The following is a 15697-nucleotide window of genomic DNA, read 5'->3' as shown; positions in this document are numbered from 1 at the left end:
AGTAGTAGAGCGTATGCAAAAAAGCCCTGTCACAGGGACAGGGCTTTTGCTTGCAGCTAAGTGCTGTTCTTAGAACACCACACCCTGGCTACGCAGGTAGTCGTCATAGGTGCCGCTGAAGTCGATCACGCCGCTTGGGCTCAACTCGATGATGCGGGTGGCCAGGGACGATACGAACTCACGGTCGTGGCTGACGAAGATCAGCGTGCCCGGGTAGTTCTCCAGCGCCAGGTTCAGCGCCTCGATGGATTCCATGTCCAAGTGGTTGGTCGGTTCGTCCATGATCAGCACGTTGGGCTTTTGCAGGATCAGCTTGCCGAACAGCATGCGACCTTGTTCACCACCGGAGATCACTTTGACCGACTTCTGGATCTCGTCGTTGGAGAACAACATACGGCCCAGGGTGCCGCGAATCATTTGCTCGCCTTGGGTCCACTGGCCCATCCAGTCGAACAGGCTCACGTCGTCTTCGAAGTCGTGGGCGTGGTCCTGGGCGTAGTAGCCCAGTTCGGCGGCGTCGGTCCACTTGATGCTGCCGGCGTCCGGGGTCAGTTCGTTGACCAGGGTGCGCAGCAGGGTGGTCTTGCCGATACCGTTGGGGCCGATGATCGCCACGCGCTCGCCCGCTTCAACCTGGAAGCTGAAGTCCTTGAACAACGGCTTGCCGTCGAAACCTTTGGCCATTTTTTCGACCATGACCGCCTGGCGGTGCAGCTTTTTGTTCTGCTCGAAACGGATGAACGGGCTCACACGGCTCGACGGCTTGACTTCGGCCAGCTGGATCTTGTCGATCGCCTTGGCACGGGAGGTCGCCTGCTTGGCTTTCGAGGCGTTGGCCGAGAAGCGGCTGACGAAGGATTGCAGTTCGGAAATCTGCGCTTTCTTCTTGGCGTTGTCCGACAGCAATTGCTCGCGGGACTGGGTCGCCACGGTCATGTACTCGTCGTAGTTGCCCGGGAACAGGCGCAGCTCGCCGTAGTCCAGGTCAGCCATGTGGGTGCACACGCTGTTCAGGAAGTGACGGTCGTGAGAGATGATGATCATCAGGCTGGAGCGCTGGGTCAGGATGTTTTCCAGCCAGCGGATAGTGTTGATGTCCAAGTGGTTGGTCGGTTCGTCGAGCAACAGCACTTCCGGGTCGGAGAACAGCGCCTGGGCCAGCAGTACGCGCAGCTTCCAGCCGGGGGACACTTCGCTCATCGGGCCGAAATGCTGTTCCAGGGGAATACCCAGGCCCAGCAGCAGCTCGCCGGCGCGGGATTCGGCGGTGTAGCCGTCCATCTCGGCGAACTCGGTTTCCAGCTCGGCCACGGCCATGCCGTCTTCTTCGCTCATTTCCGGCAGCGAGTAGATGCGGTCGCGTTCGGCCTTGACCTTCCACAGCTCCTCGTGGCCCATGATCACGGTGTCGAGCACGGTGAATTCTTCGTAGGCGAACTGGTCCTGGCGCAGTTTACCCAAGCGCACATTCGGCTCCAGCATGACCTGGCCGCCGGACGGGTCGAGGTCGCCACCGAGGATTTTCATGAAGGTCGACTTGCCGCAACCGTTGGCACCGATCAGACCATAGCGGTTGCCGGCGCCGAACTTGACCGAGACGTTCTCGAAGAGCGGCTTGGCGCCGAACTGCATGGTGATGTTAGCTGTGGAGATCAATTACTTTACCTATCAATGGGTTGCGAGCGTGACGGCAGGTGCCTTCAGGCATGCGTCAACAGCGACATCAAGGCGCGAAACCCGGTCGCTGAACACAAAATTGGGGATGTGTGTTGGAATTTGGCGCGCATTGTCGCATATGTCAGGCGACAGTTGTATGGCGAGCGAAGGATGGTTTTGCCAATGTCTCAGGCATAGCCAGCCACAACAGCATCAAGGCAGCGGCTGCAACCGCTGCCAACGTCAGGAAGGCCGCGTTGTAGCCAGCCTGCTGCACCACGAAACCGGCCAGGCTGTTACTGAGTGCCGCGCCCAGGCCGAATACGGTGGAGAGGGCGCCCAGGCTGACGTTGAAGCGGCCAGTGCCTTGGGTAAGGTCCTTGACGATTACCGGGAACAGGGCGCCGAAAATACCAGCGCCGATACCGTCGAGCATCTGCACGGCTACCAACCAATATGGGTCGCTGGATAGGGTATAGAGCACGCCACGCAACGGCAGTATCAGGAAACCGGCAAGCAGCAGTGGCTTGCGCCCCCAGATATCGGCCTTGAGCCCGACCAGCCAGGCCATCGGCACCATCACCAACTGTGCGGCGACAATGCAGGCTGAAGTCAGCGGGGTAGCCATCTGCAGATTGATCTGCGCCAGTTTCTGACTGACCAACGGCAGCATCGCGGCATTGGCCAGGTGAAACAGTGCGCAGCAGATGGCGAACAGTAGCAGCGGTTGGTTGGTGAGCAGCGCGTTAAGCCCCGAGGGCTGTTCGTGGTCGGTGTGATGGGCCGGATCAAAACCACGGGCGACCTCATGGTCAATCGCCTCGGCCGGCACGCAACTGACCGCAATGACACTGGCGACGGCCATAAACGCCATCAGGTAGAACACCACCACCGGCCCGAACAGGTAGGCCAGCCCGCCGGCCAGCAACGCGGCCACGGCATTGCCGGCATGGTTGAAAGTCTCGTTGCGCCCGGTACGCCGGGTGAAGGCACGCGGCCCGGTGATCCCCAGCGAAATGGCGGAAATTGCCGGAGCAAAGACAGAGGCAGCTACGGCGCTGGCAGCTTGGGTCAGCGCCACCCAGCCAAATGAACTGACGAAAGGCAGCATCAGGCAACTGCCCGTCACCAATAGCGCGGCAATGGCAACCACCGCGCGTTTGCTGCGAGTGCGGTCGATCAGCGCACCCGCGGGGCCTTGGGTCAGCAAGGCAGCGATGCCTGCGAGGGTCATGACCACGCCAATGCTGGCCGGCTCCCATTGATGGACGGCCAACAGATAGATCGCCAGGTACGGTCCGAGACCGTCGCGCACATCGGCAAGAAAGAAGTTCAGGCTGTCCAGGGACAAAGCGATGCGCAGGTCTGAATGACGGGCCACGGTGCGACCTTCAAGAGCGGCGTTCAGGGGCTGAGCGCGCGTTGGGATAATGACCGGTGGGCTGGGCGATAAGTTTCGCGGTGGGCCAGGGTTTCCTCCTGCGCGCATTTAATTTACTTTCCGAAGCCCACTGGAATGAATTTCTGGAGAAGCAATGGACATGCCCTCAGCGCAAGAGGCGATCGCCAGCAATAGAAATGCCTGGGACGAATCCGCCGGGTTGCATAAAGACACCGCGACCTGGGCGGCACTGCTGGATTCGGTAGCCGAGCCTGATTTTTCCTGCCTTGACCCGACCATCACCACCTTGCTGCAAGAGGTCGGCGTGGTGGGCAAGGACGTGGTGCAATTGTGCTGCAACAACGGACGCGAAAGCCTTTCGTTGTATGGCTTGGGCGCCCGTTCGGTGGTGGGGGTTGATCAATCCCGGGCGTTTCTTGAACAGGCGCGGGAGTTGGCCGAGGCCTCGCCACACAGCCCTGAGTTCATTGAGACCGATATCCACCATTTGCCCGAGCGTTTGCAGGCACGGTTCGATATTGCCCTGGTGACCATCGGCGTGCTGGGCTGGATGCCGGATGTGGCGTTGTTCATGCGCCAGGTTGCCAGTGTGCTGAAGCCCGGCGGTACGTTGGTCATGTACGAAACCCATCCCTTTCTTGAGATGTTTGACCCCTGTGGGGCCAACCCTATGCTGCCCGCCAGTTCTTACTTCCAGCGTGAACCCTTTGTGCTGCAGGAGGCAATTGTCTATGAAGGGAAGGATGAGCGGCCCGGGCCGACCTCCTATTGGTATGTACATACCCTGGGCAGTGTGGTCAGCGGGGCTATCGCAGCGCAGTTGCAGATTGCTCATTTTCAGGAATACCCGCATTCCAACCGGGAAGAGCTCTACGATCAATATGAGCATCAGGCCGCGCAACTGCCCCTGTGCTTTACCATGACAGCGATCAGGCGTGATGGCTGATCAAGGTTTGCACACGCAAAAAAAGGCCCGCGAGGAGAAGGCGGGCCAAGGGATTCACTGGAGTAGGTAGGCTTCACCCTATAGGTCGAAAAGTGAAGGCCTTGTGAAAATGCCGTGATCAAATCGGATAATCACGTCTTATGTGTCCACCTGTGGCGAGGGAGCTTGCTCCCGTAACGGCCTGCCAGCCACCGCCTATCTGCCTGACGCCCCGCGTTCCAACCTGTGGGAGCTGGCTTGCCTGCGATAGCGGTGTATCAGTGACAGATTAGTTGACTGACCCACTGCTATCGCAGGCAAGCCAGCTCCCACATTTGATCAAGACCGCCGCACAAAGGTGCGCATGGTTTGCCCCGGGCCGGTGCTGAACACGGTGGGCCTGGGCATGCCCTCATCCGCTGCGATAAACACGAAATCATCGCCGTCGAGCCGGTAACTGGCGGGGAGTTGCTTGCCTGCATCTTCGCCGATGGCGTCCGTCCAGGTGATGCTTTTGGGCGTGGTACTGGCGTCCAGTACGAACCGCCCCGCCAATAATATTTCGCCACTGACCGTGGTCACTTCGAAGCGATCCCCCGCAATTGTCGTCATTGCTCCCGGTGCGCTGTGAGCATCCACGGGGTTGAGCACGCCACTGTCTTCAAGGGCTGTTTGTTCCCATTTGCCTTGCAGTGCGTGAAAGTCCGAGGCTGAAAGCGGTGACATGCAAACTCCTTATTGCTGTTCAAAAAAATGTTCAATTGTCTTGAGGCTGCCACTGTCCCACATGAAGGCGAAATTTTTTTCTTTATAAGACAGGTATTTGACAGCTTTTTCATGTTGGATTGACTACGCTTGCAGCCAGATCAGTCTGACATGGCTGTGTGATTTGGCTTACTCACCGAAATGAAACCGAAATAATCCCTAAGTTTGTGGGATATTTCAGGGGACTGAGTGGTCACATCGCCACTGGTCTGCCGTATCCAGGGCGTTGTCCCTGATTTTTGAAGTCTTTTAGACTTCTGAGAATGATGGCCTTTTAGTATTATTTTAAGGTGTTCTTATTTTGAATCGTACTTCCCCGCTTCCGCCTTCCGCAGCGTCTGATGAAATTGATTTATTTGAATTGTTTCACGCCATCTGGCGACAAAAAAAGCTGGTGATCGGGTGTACGCTTCTGGCCGGGGTATTAGGCGCAGGTTATGCCTTCCTGGCACCCAAGACCTATGAAGTCAGCAGTGTGTTGCGGCCTGCTGCAATCAACGAGCTAGACGCCTTGAACCGTTCGGAAGTGTATAAGTTGCCGCCTGCCGATGCGCTGCTCAAAGTGGGCGCGCAGTTGGACTCTTATGATGCGCGCCTGGGGTTCTTCAAGGATCATGAGGAGTTGTTCAAGGCGTTCAAGAAACCGGGGCAAACCCTTGAACAGAGCTTTGAGGCGTTCAACCGCAATTCCGTCAATCTGATTTTGCCCGATCCGAAGAAATCCGATTCGTTGAGCAGCTATATTCGTCTGGAGCTGCAATACCCGACCGACGTCGACGGTGTTGCGATCCTCAACGGTTTTGTGGACTACGCCATTGCCGCCGAGCGTCAGCAAGTGGGTGCTGACCTCAAGGTGATCGTCAATAACCGCTTGAGCGAGCTCAAGGGCAAGATCGACGCCGCCCGCGCCAACTACGATACCGATAAAGAATCGAAAATCGCCAAGCTCCTGGAAGCGGACCGGCTCAAGCGTGCCCAACTGCAGGATGAACTCAGCGCCCTGCGCCTGCAGATGAAGATGGAACGCACCAACCGCCTCGCCGAGTTGGCCGAAGCCATCAGCATTGCCAAGTCCATGGGCATTCGTACACCAACAACGCCGTCCTCAATGGCCGACTCCACCCGCACGGGTTCGAGCCAGGTCATGCGGACCGAGGTGAACAACCAGAAGATCCCGCTGTATTTCATGGGGACCGAGGCGCTGGAAGCCGAACGCGCTGCATTGCAGCAGCGTACCAGCGACGATTTCACCAACCCGCGCATTGCCGAGATCGGCAAAGACTTGCAACTGTTGGAAAGCAACCGCGAGGTTGAGGTACTGCGCAAGCGTGGCAATGAAGATATCTTCTTGCAGGACGTCGAGCCGCTTCGCGCTGAAGTCGCCAGGTTGCGTGGTTTGAATATCGATATGAGCAACCTCAAGCTGGTGACCATTGACCGTCGAGCCCAGGAGCCTCTGTCGCCGATCAAGCCGAAAAAGCCGCTGGTTATCGCGTTGAGCCTTGTCGGAGGTCTGCTGCTGGGCCTGATGATTGCGCTGATCCGCTACTTCGTTCGCAGCCGCACTCAGGCCGTGCCCTATACGGCATTAGGGGATCGCCGCGAGGGTAAAGATTCGCCGCTTTAACCCTTCAAACGCCCTCAAACAGGCAGGCTCAAGGGCCTGCCTGCTCCTACCCCCAGCACGCTCAATAGACAGCTTTTCACAATTCTTAGTTAACCTTTGGTTACAAAGTGTGGCTAAATAACTGCCAATGGTCGCACGCAGGCGGTTATCCCGCCGGCCGTGTCACCTGTATGTGAATTGTGATTTCAGGTGCTGCTTATCCATCCTCGGCCGTTGTGGGCCCGCAGGAGCAGCCTGTTCTCTCCCTGACGTGTGACGAATCCCTTGAAACTCATCATTGTTGCTCTCTACGTTGCTTCCATTGCGTATGTACACCTGCGTGGTCGGGTGCGACACAAGCTGGGTCGCCAGCTTAGTGATCACTCGACGTTCCTGGCGCCGATCAACTGTTTCCTGTACCTGTTCTCCAAGCAGCCCAGCCGTCCCTACCTTTCGCCCAGCGACTTTCCAGACCTGAGCCCATTGCAGGAGCACTGGGAAGAGATCCGCGAAGAAGGCCAGAATCTGATGCGGGCGGGTGAGATCAAACGCTCGGAGCAATACAACGACGTAGGGTTCAACTCGTTTTTCAAGACCGGCTGGAAGCGTTTCTACCTCAAGTGGTACGGCGACAGTCACCCCTCGGCGATGAAGCTGTGCCCACGCACCACCGAGCTGGTGCAAAGCATCGGCTCGATCAAGGCCGCGATGTTCGCCGAACTGCCTCCGGGCTCCAAGCTGGTGCGTCACCGCGACCCGTATGCGGGCTCGTACCGCTATCACCTGGGGCTGGATACGCCTAACGATCCAGGCTGCTACATCAACGTGGACGGCGAAAGCTATTACTGGCGCGACGGCGAGCCGGTGATGTTCGACGAGACCTACATTCACTACGCGGAAAACACCACCCAACAGAACCGCATCATTTTGTTCTGTGATATCGAACGGCCGATGAAGTACCGCTGGGCGGCTGCGTTCAATCGTTGGTTCAGCCGCAATGTGATGGCGGCCGCAGGTTCGCCCAACGATGAGGGTGACAAGACCGGCGGCCTCAACCGTGCCTTCACCCGGCTGTACAAGATTCGCCTGCGTGGCAAGGAGCTCAAAAAGCGCAACCGCACGCGCTACTACCTGGAAAAGTGGGCGATCTTTGCCGGTCTGGCGCTGATCTTCATTCTTATCTGACCTGGCTCAGGGCGCGGATCACCCAGGGGGTTGCGCGCCCAACTTGTCCCACATTTTTTTGCTGATCTTCTGCCGATTGGCATACCCCGCCCACGGGTCGTCCTTCAAGGCCTGCAACCGTTGGTGCAGGTTCGCCACTGTCCACTGTTGGGCGCCGCGCAATCCTTTCAACTCCTCTCGACTCACCGGCACCGACACTGGCAAGCCCGGGCGTGCCCGCACTGAATACGCAGCCACGGTACTGGCGCCGCGGGCGTTACGCAGGTAATCGATAAAGATCTTGCCCACGCGGTTCTTGGGGCCACTGGTGGCGGTAAAGCGTTCGGGCAGTTGGCGGGTCATGAATTGGGCAATGGCTTTGGCGAATGCCTTGACGGTGTCCCAGTTATCGCGCCGGGCCAATGGCACGATCAAGTGCAGGCCCTTGCCGCCGCTGGTTTTGACGAAAGCCTGCAAGCCCAGCTCATCAAGTACCGACAGAGTCAGTTGGGCCGCTTCCAGGATGGCTTTCCAGGGCAAGGCCGGGTCCGGATCGAGATCGAGCACGAACAGGTCGGGCGTTTCAATCTTGTCTGCGGTAGCGCCCCAGGTGTGAAACTCGACCGTACCCATTTGCACCGCGCCGACCAGGGCTTCCACGCTGTCTATTTCCATCAGGCGCGCATGGCCTGGATCCAGCGCCGGGTCCAATTGCTTGATGTGGGGTATTGCCATGCGCTCTGAGTGTTTCTGGAAGAACTGCTCACCTTCGATCCCTTCCGGCGCGCGCAGCAGGGACACGGCACGTGCGCGCAGAAAGGGCAGGATCCATTCGCTGATATCGGTGTAGAACTGTGCCAATTGCTGTTTTTGCGTGTCGCTGTGCTTGTCGATAATGCGCTCGGGGTGAGTGATTTTCACGTTCTTCACCGTTGCCTGCGCTTTATCGGCTTTCGATGCTTGCGGTGCCTTGACCGACTTGGCCGCGCGCGGCTGTTCATGAATGATCTGCGAGGCTGGCTTGTCGGTGCGCAGGCTCACAAACGCAGCCTGGCGCACCACGCCTTCACGGGTCCATTCGGCAAATTGCACTTCGCCTACCAGACTCGGCTCAACCCAATGCACGCCGCGGGCCTGGGCACTGGTCAATGGCTTTTGCAGTGGCGAGTCCTTGCGCTCGAGCGGCGTAAGCTTGGCATAGATGGTTTTCAGCGCCGCCTGATCAAAGCCCGTGCCCACGCGCCCGGCATATACCAGGCCGGTGTCATCGTTGACCGCCAACAGCAGCGCCCCAAAGCCGCTGCGCGAACCTTGGGGGCGGGTGTAGCCGACAATCACGAACTCCTGGCGCAGGCGGCATTTGAGCTTGATCCAGTCGGCACTGCGCCGCGACACGTAGGGGCTGCCGGCGCGCTTGCCGATCACGCCTTCGAGCGACAGGTCACAGGCGCTCTCGAAAATATCGCGCTGGCTGGCGGCAAAGGCTTCGGAGAAGCGCAGCAGTTTGCTTCGGCTGGCGGACAGTGCGGATTTAAGCGCAGCCCGACGCTCTTCGACCGGGTCTTCGCGCTGGTCGCGGCCATTCAAAAAGGGTGCATCGAACAGGTAATAGACGATGTCCAGGCTGCGGCCGATATCGAATGCGTTTTGCAGCGCCTGGAAATCCGGCAGCCCGTCGCCATTGAGGCTGACCACTTCGCCATCCAGCCAACTGTCTTTGAGCTTGAGCGCTTGCAAGGCTTTGCACTGACGCGGCAGGCGCTCGGTCCAGTCGTGGCCGTTGCGGGTGAACAGGCGCACTTCACCGTCGCGAATGCGCGCCATGATGCGGTAGCCGTCGAACTTGATTTCGTAACGCCAATCACCTTCGGGGGCGCGGTCGACCAAGGTTGCCAGTTGGGGGGCAAACTCGTCAGGCAGGGCAGCGTTGCGCTTGGGCGCTTTGGCTTTTGGCGCGGTCTTGGCCTTGGCTTTTGGCTTGCCCACGACCGCATCGCTGAGCACGCTGGCGGGCTCGGCCTCGACAATATCGAACTCAGAGGCCGGGCGCGCCTGCTGATCGTTTTCCTTGATCAACAGCCATTGTTCCTTGTCACCGCTGCCCTTGAGGCGGGTACGTACCAGCGCCCAGTCACCGGAGAGTTTTTCACCCACCAGGGTGAATTTGAGTTTACCCGCCGCGTAGGCTTTGCGCGGCTCATCGTGGGGTTGCCAGATGCCTCGGTCCCACACGATTACATCCCCCGCACCGTATTGGCCGGTGGGGATACTGCCCTCGAAACTGCCATAGCTCAGTGGGTGGTCTTCAACATGCACCGCCAGGCGTTTCTGGCTCGGGTCCAGGCTTGGGCCCTTGGGCACCGCCCAGCTCAACAGCACGCCATCCAGTTCCAGGCGAAAGTCATAGTGCAGGTTGCGCGCATCATGCTTTTGAATCACAAAGCTCAGGGCCGAAGCGTTACGTTTGCTGGCGGGTGAGCTGCCGGCGGGTTCGGCGGTGATCTTGAAATCGCGCTTGCGGTTGTACTCGCTCAGGGGCTTTGCCATGTCGTTCTCCCGTCAATGGCAGGCTCAAGAGGCCTTGTTATTGGACTTTTTCGCGGCGCTCTTTTTCGCCGCAGGTTTACCCGCCAGGCTGCGTTTGAGCAGTTCCGTCAGGTCGATGACATCCGCGGATTTTCGCTCTTCGCCGCCTTCGGCCGTTTCCACATCTTCGATCTTGCCGGCCTTGGCCTTCTTCGCCACCAGCGCCCTGATCTTGTCCTGGAAGCTGTCACGGTATTCATCGGGCTGCCAATCGGCGCTCATGTCTTCCACCAGGCGCTTGGCCATGTCCAATTCACCTTTGGCCAGGGTCGGCTTTGTCACATCGCTGCCCAACTCCAACTCATCCAGGCTGCGCACTTCGGCGGGCCAGCGCAGCATGACCAGCACCAGGGCCGATTCCAGCGGCATCAACGCAGCCAGATGCTGCTTGGTGTGCAGCACCACATTGGCCAGGGCGACCTTGCCGGTTTTTTTCAGCGCTTCGCGCAGCAGTGCATAGACCTTGCCGCCGCGTTTATCCGGGGCGAGAAAGTAAGGCGTGTCGATGTTTTGCAGGGGGATCTGGTCGCTGGCGACGAAGGCGATGATTTCGATGGTCTGGGTGGACTTGGGGTGTGCCGAGCGAATTTCGTCTTCGCTGAGCACCACATAGCGTCCTTTTTCAAAGGCCACGCCCTTGACGATATTGTCCTTGGTGACTTCCTTGCCGGTGGTTTTGTTGATGCGCTTATAGCCCACCGGGTCCATGCTGCGCTTGTCCAGCCAGTCGAAGTCGACGCCTTGTGAAGAGGTCGCCGAGACCAGCGATACCGGGATGTGAACCAAGCCGAAACTGATGGCGCCTTTCCAGATTGCCCGTGGCATAGGTGTTATTCCTCAACGAAGAGCCTGTGTGCTGGTGACTCGCAGAGCACGGCAAAAGTTTCGGCGGATAGATGCTCGGACAGATCGTGTTACACCTGATGAGAAACTATTTAGTGTCACAACGCGAACCCACGGCGTAGCGTGTTATCGAAAGCACGTAGTACTTGGCATAGAGAGGTTTGGCCATGAACCGTTGTGTACGTCATCTTTCAGCATTGGCGCTGGGCCTGGCCCTTGCGCCATTGGCCCAGGCGCAAAATCTGCCAGGGCGTAGCGACTACGGCCCTATTCACCGGGCCAACCCCAATAGCATGCAGGGCACCCAGCCCAATGCACCGGCGGTTCGCAGTATCCAGCCTGTCCCGGCAAACCCGCGGCCGACGCTGGAAAACGGCGGCATCGGCAACCGCTACCCCAAGCAGGAGGCGGCCCCCAGCCGACCAGCCACCGTACCCAAAGCGCCCACCTATGATGCCAACGGCAATCGCCGCTAAGGATTTCGCCTTATGTTTGTAAGTAAAACCCTGCTAGCCGCCCTGTGCGCCAGCGCGTTACTGCCGTTGAGCGCGGCGTATGCCGCCGATAGCCAACAGTTCCCCAGCGAGCAAGGCAGCATCACCGCCACGCCGGTTGCCAAGGGCCTTGACCATCCGTGGGCACTGGCGTTTTTGCCGGACCAGCAAGGTTTCCTGGTGACCGAACTGCCTGGGAACCTGCGTTTTGTGAGCCCGGACGGCAAGCTGTCTGCGCCCTTGAAGGGCGTGCCGCAGGTATGGGCCAAAGGGCAGGGTGGGTTGCTGGATGTGGTGCTGTCGCCAGACTTCAAGCAAGACCGCCTGGTTTACCTGTCGTACGCCGAAGGCGGCGGCGAGGGTGGAAAGGCCGGCACAGCCGTAGGGCGTGGGCGTTTGGCGGCCGACTTGAGCGGCTTGGAGGACTTCAAGGTGATACTGCGCCAGGAGCCCAAGCTGTCTACTGGCAACCACTTTGGCTCGCGCTTGGCCTTCGACCGTGATGGCTACCTGTTCGTGACTCTCGGGGAGAACAACGACCGCCCCACGGCCCAGGACCTGGACAAGCTGCAAGGTAAAGTGGTGCGCATCTACCCGGATGGGCGCGTGCCGGACGACAACCCTTTCGTCGGTCAACCCGGCGTGCGTCCGGAGATCTGGTCCTACGGGCAGCGTAACCCTCAGGGGCTGGCCCTGAACCCCTGGAGCGGCACGATCTGGGAACATGAACACGGGCCCCGTGGCGGCGACGAAGTCAATATCATCGAGCGCGGCAAGAACTACGGTTGGCCGTTGGCAACCCATGGCATCAACTATTCCCTGCTGCCGATTCCGGAAGCCAAGGGCAAAACGGCAGAGGGCACAGTGGCGCCCCATCATGTCTGGGAGAAATCGCCGGGCATCAGTGGCATGGCGTTCTACGACGCCGACCGATTCAAGGCATGGCAGCACAACCTGTTTATCGGCGCGCTGGCCAGCCAAGAGCTGATTCGGTTGCAGTTCGAGGGGGACAAGGTGATCCACGAAGAACGCTTGTTGGGCGAATTGAAAGCGCGAATTCGCGATGTGCGGCAGGGGCCGGATGGCTTTCTGTATGTGCTGACCGATGAGGATGACGGCGTGTTGTATCGGGTTGGGCTGAATCAGGACTAGAAATGTGGGGGCTGTAGCAGACGCTGATCCAATTGATGCCCTGCGATCCAAGTGTGGGAGCTGGCTTGCCTGCGAAGGCGGTGTTTCAGGCGCTGAATCTGTTACTGCACCACCGCTTTCGCAGGCAAGCCAGCTCCCACATTGGATCTCATTCGGTCTGCAGAATCGGGTTTATAGCCCCAGTTCTGACAGGCCCGGATGCTCATCCGGGCGCCGCCCCAGCGGCCAATGGAACTTGCGTTCGCTCTCTTTGATCGGCATATCGTTGATGCAGGCAAAGCGGTTGGCCATCAAGCCGTCCTCGTCGAATTCCCAGCTTTCGTTGCCGTAGGTCTGGCTGAATCAGGACTAAACGTGTGGGAGGGCGCTGACAGCAGACGCTGATCCAATTGATGCCCCGCGATCCAAGTGTGGGAGCTGGCTTGCCTGCGAAGGCGGTGTGTCAGGCGCTGAATCTGTTACTGCACCACCGCTTTCGCAGGCAAGCCAGCTCCCACATTGGATCTCATTCGGTCTGCAGAATCGGGGTTATAGCCCCAGTTCTGACAGGCCCGGATGCTCATCCGGGCGCCGCCCCAGCGGCCAATGGAACTTGCGCTCGCTCTCTTTGATCGGCATATCGTTGATGCAGGCAAAGCGGTTGGCCATCAAGCCGTTCTCATCGAACTCCCAGTTCTCATTGCCGTACGAGCGAAACCAGTTACCCGAATCATCGTGCCATTCATAGGCATAGCGCACGGCGATGCGGTTATCGGTGAAGGCCCACAATTCCTTGATCAGTCGATAATCCAGCTCCTTGGCCCATTTGCGGCTCAGGAACTGCTTGGCTTCTTCGCGGTTATGGGCAAATTCGGCGCGGTTGCGCCAGTTCGTATCCAGGGTGTAGGCCATAGACACGCGTTGTGGGTCGCGGGAGTTCCAGCCGTCTTCCGCCAGGCGGACTTTTTCGATGGCCGAATCGCGGGTAAACGGCGGCAGGGGTGGACGGACGTCTTCTTGGGCTGACATGGGCGGCTCCTCAAAGTAATTAAGGTTGGGTCGAAAGTTGCCTGGTCTGTGAGTTCAAAGTTGCAGTAAGGTCCGCGCCATGCATTGCGCATTATCGGCAGCTGTTGAATCACCCATGACCAGGGCGACGGTAATGGCACCATCGATCAGGATCAGCAGTTGCGCGGCCTGCTGCTCCGGGTCGGGAGTGCCATGTGCTTGGCACAGTTCAAGTGCGTAATCGAACAGTTTGCGTTTATGGGCCTTGGCCAACAGGCGCACCGGGTCCTGGGCGTCGCCGGTTTCACCGCTGGTGTTGATAAAGGCGCAGCCGCGAAAGTCCGCCGAGCCGAACCAGCGCTTGAGCGCGCTGAACAGCTCCAGCAGGCGCTGGCCGCTGTCGTCGCTGTGTTCCACTTCGCTGCGCAGCCACTGCATCCAGCGCTCGTCGCGGCGTTGAAGGGCAGCAATCACCAACTCATCCTTGTTGGCGAAGTAGCGGTAGATACTCTTTCTCGACACCCCGGCGGTTTTCACCAGTAAGTCCATGCCGGTGGCAGCAATGCCGTGGCGATAGATCAATTTTTCGGTGACGTCGAGGATGATGTCGCGGGTTTCATTCTGAGTGATATCGTTCATGTTTCGCACAGTAGAACGATCGTTCTTCATGGTCAACCGGTTTTTTGAATTGCCCACTGCGAGACCTGAGCAGCCTCATGGTGTAAGCTTTGGGCCTCTTCGGATTCGACCCATTGCGAGCCCTATGCCGTCGTTCTTCAAACGCTCCCTGTTGCCCAAGCTGCGCGGTTTCCCGTTGTCCAACGAGGCCATTGAAGTGCTGCCCAGCGCCGACGCCTACCGTCGCTGCTTGTTGGAGAAAATCGCCCAGGCCACGCGGCGTATCTACATCGTTGCCTTGTACTTGCAGCAGGATGAGGCGGGGCAGGAAATCTACGACGCGCTGCATGCCGCCAAGGCCGCACGGCCCGAACTGGACATCGTGGTGATGGTTGATTGGCTGCGTGCCCAGCGCGGGTTGATCGGCGCGGGCAAGCAACCGGGCAACAGCGCCTGGTACCAAGCGATGACTCAGCGCCACGCCACCGAAGTACCGGTGTACGGCGTGCCGGTGCAAACCCGCGAGCTGTTCGGCGTGTTGCACCTCAAGGGTTTCGTGATCGATGACAGCGTGCTGTACAGCGGCGCCAGCCTGAACAATGTGTACCTGCACAAGTTCGATAAATACCGCTTCGACCGTTACCATCTGATCCATAGCCAACCTTTGGCCGATTCGATGCAGCATCTGGTGGAACACGGCCTGGTGGCGTCCAAGGCCGTGCATCGCCTGGACCTGCCGAACCCGCCCACCACTCGCAGCCTGCGCAACGACATCGGCGACCTGCGCAGCCGTCTCAAGCATGCGGCCTACGACACCACGGCCGGCCAGTTTCCCAACGGTCATCTGTCGGTCAGCCCATTGCTGGGCGTCGGCAAGAACAACCCGTTGAGCCGGGTGATCCTCGAATTGATCGCCAGCGCCCAGCAGCAGCTGACTATTTGCACGCCGTATTTCAACCTCCCATTGCCGGTGACCCGTGAGATCAACCGCGCTCTGGCACGCGGTGTGAAGATCGACATCGTGGTGGGCGACAAGACCGCCAACGATTTCTACATTCCGCCCACCGAACCTTTCAAGGTGATTGCGGCGTTGCCGTACCTGTACGAGATCAGCCTGCGACGCTTTGCCAAGCGGCATCAGCCGATGATCAACAGCGGCCAGTTGAACCTGCACTTATGGCGCGACGGCGATAACACCTACCATCTAAAGGGCATGTGGGTGGATGAGCGCTACACCTTGCTCACCGGCAACAACCTCAACCCTCGGGCGTTTCGCCTCGATTTGGAAAACGGCTTGCTGATCGACGATCCACAAGGGCAGTGGCTAGCGCCGCGGCGTACCGAGTTGGCCCAGATCTTCCAGCACGTAACCCGTATCGAGGGCTACCAACAGTTGCAAACGCTGGTGGATTATCCACCCGCGGTGGGCAAGTTCCTGCGCCGGGTCAGTCGAGTGCGCATCGAGCGGTTGCTGTACCGTATTCTGTAGGACTGTTTTC

Annotated in this window: 13 protein-coding genes and 1 pseudogene; 6 read left to right on the top strand and 8 right to left on the bottom strand. The window is 59.0% G+C overall.

What is annotated here, in order from left to right; translation table 11 throughout:
- Window positions 1–69: 69 nt before the first annotated feature.
- Window positions 70–1656, bottom strand: a complete 1587-nt coding sequence (locus tag BT204_RS24965) for an ABC-F family ATPase (protein ID WP_003191057.1) — start codon at window positions 1654–1656, stop codon at window positions 70–72.
- Between the two features lie 142 nt (window positions 1657–1798).
- A complete protein-coding gene (locus tag BT204_RS24960; RefSeq protein WP_057977272.1) occupies window positions 1799–3037 on the bottom strand; it encodes an MFS transporter in 1239 nt (412 codons plus the stop codon).
- A gap of 154 nt (window positions 3038–3191) precedes the next feature.
- Between BT204_RS24960 and BT204_RS24955 the strand changes: the two genes are divergently transcribed.
- On the top strand, window positions 3192–4004 hold the full coding sequence (locus tag BT204_RS24955; protein ID WP_072448609.1) for a class I SAM-dependent methyltransferase: 813 nt from the start codon (window positions 3192–3194) through the stop codon (window positions 4002–4004).
- A 318-nt stretch (window positions 4005–4322) separates the two neighbouring features.
- On the opposite strand, the gene BT204_RS24950 is transcribed toward BT204_RS24955, so the two are convergent.
- Complete coding sequence (locus tag BT204_RS24950) at window positions 4323–4709, bottom strand: TIGR03067 domain-containing protein (RefSeq protein WP_054921930.1); 387 nt, start codon at window positions 4707–4709, stop codon at window positions 4323–4325.
- Between the two features lie 340 nt (window positions 4710–5049).
- Between BT204_RS24950 and BT204_RS24945 the strand changes: the two genes are divergently transcribed.
- Together BT204_RS24945 and lpxO are read left to right on the top strand one after the other, a co-directional pair.
- Window positions 5050–6375, top strand: a complete 1326-nt coding sequence (locus BT204_RS24945; protein ID WP_072448607.1) for a Wzz/FepE/Etk N-terminal domain-containing protein — start codon at window positions 5050–5052, stop codon at window positions 6373–6375.
- A 264-nt stretch (window positions 6376–6639) separates the two neighbouring features.
- Entirely contained in the window at window positions 6640–7539 is a 900-nt protein-coding gene (lpxO, locus tag BT204_RS24940; RefSeq protein ID WP_014718362.1) for a lipid A hydroxylase LpxO, read from the top strand.
- A gap of 18 nt (window positions 7540–7557) precedes the next feature.
- Here lpxO and ligD read toward each other — a convergent pair whose 3' ends face one another.
- Both ligD and BT204_RS24930 read right to left on the bottom strand, forming a co-directional pair.
- On the bottom strand, window positions 7558–10065 hold the full coding sequence (gene ligD, locus BT204_RS24935) for a DNA ligase D (protein ID WP_072448605.1): 2508 nt from the start codon (window positions 10063–10065) through the stop codon (window positions 7558–7560).
- 24 nt (window positions 10066–10089) lie between these two features.
- Window positions 10090–10929, bottom strand: a complete 840-nt coding sequence (locus tag BT204_RS24930; RefSeq protein WP_034127353.1) for a non-homologous end joining protein Ku — start codon at window positions 10927–10929, stop codon at window positions 10090–10092.
- A 185-nt stretch (window positions 10930–11114) separates the two neighbouring features.
- On the opposite strand from BT204_RS24930, the gene BT204_RS24925 reads away from it, so the two are divergent.
- Together BT204_RS24925 and BT204_RS24920 are read left to right on the top strand one after the other, a co-directional pair.
- Window positions 11115–11423, top strand: coding sequence for a hypothetical protein (locus BT204_RS24925; protein WP_054921925.1), 309 nt, complete (start codon window positions 11115–11117; stop codon window positions 11421–11423).
- A 12-nt stretch (window positions 11424–11435) separates the two neighbouring features.
- On the top strand, window positions 11436–12593 hold the full coding sequence (locus tag BT204_RS24920) for a PQQ-dependent sugar dehydrogenase (protein ID WP_057977286.1): 1158 nt from the start codon (window positions 11436–11438) through the stop codon (window positions 12591–12593).
- Between the two features lie 171 nt (window positions 12594–12764).
- Here the strand turns inward: BT204_RS24920 and BT204_RS24915 are convergent.
- The 3 genes and pseudogenes from BT204_RS24915 to BT204_RS24905 form a co-directional block, all read right to left on the bottom strand.
- Window positions 12765–12929 (bottom strand): annotated as a pseudogene (locus BT204_RS24915) (DUF1348 family protein); the annotation flags it as partial.
- A 192-nt stretch (window positions 12930–13121) separates the two neighbouring features.
- Window positions 13122–13601, bottom strand: a complete 480-nt coding sequence (locus BT204_RS24910) for a nuclear transport factor 2 family protein (RefSeq protein ID WP_072448604.1) — start codon at window positions 13599–13601, stop codon at window positions 13122–13124.
- 54 nt (window positions 13602–13655) lie between these two features.
- The gene (locus BT204_RS24905) at window positions 13656–14219 is read right to left on the bottom strand and encodes a TetR/AcrR family transcriptional regulator (protein ID WP_072448602.1); all 564 of its coding nucleotides are present in this window, start codon (window positions 14217–14219) and stop codon (window positions 13656–13658) included.
- A 124-nt stretch (window positions 14220–14343) separates the two neighbouring features.
- On the opposite strand from BT204_RS24905, the gene pssA reads away from it, so the two are divergent.
- Window positions 14344–15687 (top strand): CDP-diacylglycerol--serine O-phosphatidyltransferase, encoded by a 1344-nt coding sequence (pssA, locus tag BT204_RS24900; protein WP_072448600.1) that lies wholly within the window; start codon window positions 14344–14346, stop codon window positions 15685–15687.
- The last annotated feature ends 10 nt before the right edge of the window (window positions 15688–15697 follow it).

This window comes from Pseudomonas sp. NFPP02, assembly GCF_900119355.1.
GTDB classification, from domain to species: domain Bacteria; phylum Pseudomonadota; class Gammaproteobacteria; order Pseudomonadales; family Pseudomonadaceae; genus Aquipseudomonas; species Aquipseudomonas paracarnis.
Note: the sequence above shows the minus strand (reverse complement) of the source record. Positions and strands in the feature narration are given on the sequence as shown.

Coding starts and splice junctions, on each gene's coding strand:
- BT204_RS24925 (WP_054921925.1), top strand. CDS start 11,115: ATGAACCGTTGTGTACGTCATCTTTCAGCATTGGCGCTGGGCCTGGCC.
- pssA (WP_072448600.1), top strand. CDS start 14,344: ATGCCGTCGTTCTTCAAACGCTCCCTGTTGCCCAAGCTGCGCGGTTTC.
- ligD (WP_072448605.1), bottom strand. CDS start 10,065: ATGGCAAAGCCCCTGAGCGAGTACAACCGCAAGCGCGATTTCAAGATC.
- BT204_RS24905 (WP_072448602.1), bottom strand. CDS start 14,219: ATGAACGATATCACTCAGAATGAAACCCGCGACATCATCCTCGACGTC.
- BT204_RS24930 (WP_034127353.1), bottom strand. CDS start 10,929: ATGCCACGGGCAATCTGGAAAGGCGCCATCAGTTTCGGCTTGGTTCAC.
- BT204_RS24950 (WP_054921930.1), bottom strand. CDS start 4,709: ATGTCACCGCTTTCAGCCTCGGACTTTCACGCACTGCAAGGCAAATGG.
- BT204_RS24920 (WP_057977286.1), top strand. CDS start 11,436: ATGTTTGTAAGTAAAACCCTGCTAGCCGCCCTGTGCGCCAGCGCGTTA.
- BT204_RS24910 (WP_072448604.1), bottom strand. CDS start 13,601: ATGTCAGCCCAAGAAGACGTCCGTCCACCCCTGCCGCCGTTTACCCGC.
- BT204_RS24955 (WP_072448609.1), top strand. CDS start 3,192: ATGGACATGCCCTCAGCGCAAGAGGCGATCGCCAGCAATAGAAATGCC.